The sequence below is a fragment of the Actinosynnema sp. genome (assembly GCF_052038725.1).
Genome location: NZ_JBQGCX010001237.1, coordinates 1 through 2,302 on the forward strand (window position 1 = coordinate 1; position 2,302 = coordinate 2,302).

A 2,302-nucleotide genomic window follows, 5' to 3' on the forward strand; every position below is an offset into this window, starting at 1 on the left:
CGCCCGCGGTGAGCACGAGCAGCCGGGACGCGGCGTGGCGGGGTTCGGCCAGCCACGCCTGGAGGGTGGCGAGCGCGCGGTGGGCGGCGGCCTGGACGGCGGCGGCGTCGAGCGGGCCGCCGGGGGCGAACTGGACCACGACCACGTCGGGCGCGGCCGTGTCGTCGGTGGCGTGGCCGAGGGCGGTCAGGTCGGTGTGCGCCTCCACCTCGCAGCCCTGCGCCTTGAGCGCCGCGCCGACGCGCAGGTCGTCGCCGCCGAGCAGGGCCCAGCGGCCGGTGACCGGTTCGGCGGTGACCCGCGCGGGGACCCAGTCCAGGTGGTGCAGGGCGTCACTGCGCGGGGCGGTGCGGCCGGTGAAGGGGCGCAGCGCCAGCGAGCGCACCGAGACCACCGGGGACCCGGTGTCGTCGGCCAGCTCCAGCGCGGCCTCGTCCCGGCCGAGCAGGGTGATCCTGGCCCGCAGCGCGCCCGCGCCCTCGGCGTGCTGGGCGACGCCGGAGAAGGTGAACGGGAGCGCGGTGGGCGCGTCGGCGCCGCGCAGCAGGCCGATGGCCTGGACGGCGGCGTCGAACGCGGCCGGGTGCAGGCCGAACCCGCGGGCGTCGGCGGCGGCGCCGCCGGGAAGGGCGATCTCGGCGAACAGCTCGTCGTCCCCGGCCTGCCAGACCCGGCGCAGGCCCTGGAACACCGGGCCGTACACCAGCCCGGCCTCGGCCATCTCCGGGTAGAGGCCGTCGACGTCCAGTTCGGTGGCGCCGGGCGGCGGCCACTCGCCGAGCGCGACGCCCGGCTCCGGCGCGTCGGGGACCAGGACGCCCTCGGCGTGCGTGGTCCACGGGTCGTCGTCGGCCGCGTCCTGCTCCCGGCCGTGCACGGTGACCGCGCGGTGGCCGTTCGCGTCCGGGGCGGAGACGCTGACCTGGACGCTGACCCCGTCGTCCTCGGGCAGCACCAGGGGCGCGTGCAGGGTCAGCTCGGCCAGCGCGCCGCAGCCGACCCGCTTGCCCGCCTGGAGGGCGAGTTCGACCAGCCCGGTGCCGGGCAGCAGGACCGCGCCGCCGACGGCGTGGTCGAGCAGCCACGGGTGGGCGTGCCGGGAGAGCAGGCCGGTGGCGAGCAGGCCGCCGGTGCCGGGGAGGGTGGTGGTGGCGGCCAGCAGGGGGTGCGCGGTGGCGCGCAGGCCGGTGGAGGTGACGTCGCCGCCCTCGGTGGAGCCGTCCATCCAGTAGCGCCTGCGCTGGAACGCGTAGGTGGGCAGGTCGACGCGACCGGCGCGGCGACCGGCGTAGAACGCGGTCCAGTCCGCCGACGCGCCGGTGACGTGCAGCCTGGCCAGCGCGGTGGCGGCGGTGGTGGCCTCGTCGTGGCCCCTGCGCTGGGCCGGGACGAGGGTGGCGGTGGTGCGGTCGGCGGCGAGGCCGGTGAGCACGCCGTCCGGGCCGACCTCCACGAACCTGGTGGCGCCCGCCGACTCCAGCGCGCCGAAGGCGTCGTCGAAGCGGACGGCCTGGCGCACGTGCCGCACCCAGTAGTCGGCGGTGACCAGGTCGCCGCCGGTGGCGGGCGCGCCGGTCACGGTGGACACGACGGTGATCACCGGCTCGTGGTAGGCGATCTTGTCGGCGACCTCCCGGAACTGCGCGAGCATCGGCTCCATGAGCGGCGAGTGGAAGGCGTGCGAGACGCGCAACCGCTTGCTGCGGCGGCCTTCCAGCGCGGCGGCGACCTGCCCGACCGCGTCCTCGGCGCCGGACACGACCACCGAGGTGGGTCCGTTGACGGCGGCGATGCTGACCCGCTCGTCCAGCAGCGGGAGGACTTCCTCCTCCGCGGCCTCGACGGCGAGCATCGCGCCGCCGGGCGGCAGGGCCTGCATCAGCCTGCCGCGCGCGGCGACGAGCTTGCACGCGTCCACCAGCGAGAGCACGCCCGCGACGTGCGCGGCGGCGATCTCGCCGATGGAGTGCCCGGCCAGGAAGTCCGGTCGCACGCCCCAGGACTCGAGCAGCCGGTACAGCGCCACCTCGAACGCGAAGATCGCCGGCTGGCTGTACCCGGTGCGGTCCAGCAGCTCCTGGTCGTCGCCCAGCACGACCTGGTCGAGCGGGCGGTCGAGCAGCGGGTCGAAGTGGCCGCAGATCACCTCGAACGTCTCGCGGAAGACCGGGAACGCCTCGCGCAGCCCGCGCCCCATCCCCGCCCGCTGGGAACCCTGCCCGGTGAACAGGAACGCGGACAGGCCGCTGCTCGCGACCCCGGACTCCACGGACGGCAGCGGGGTCCCGGCGGCGATCGAGCG

1 protein-coding gene is annotated in these 2,302 nt (G+C 76.9%); it reads right to left on the reverse strand.

Annotated features, from left to right (window positions below; genetic code table 11):
- Positions 1 to 2,269 (reverse strand): acyltransferase domain-containing protein (locus ACTUAL_RS26080; RefSeq protein ID WP_440902100.1); only part of this gene is annotated, 2,269 nt, incomplete at its 3' end.
- Between the last annotated feature and the right edge of the window lie 33 nt (positions 2,270 to 2,302).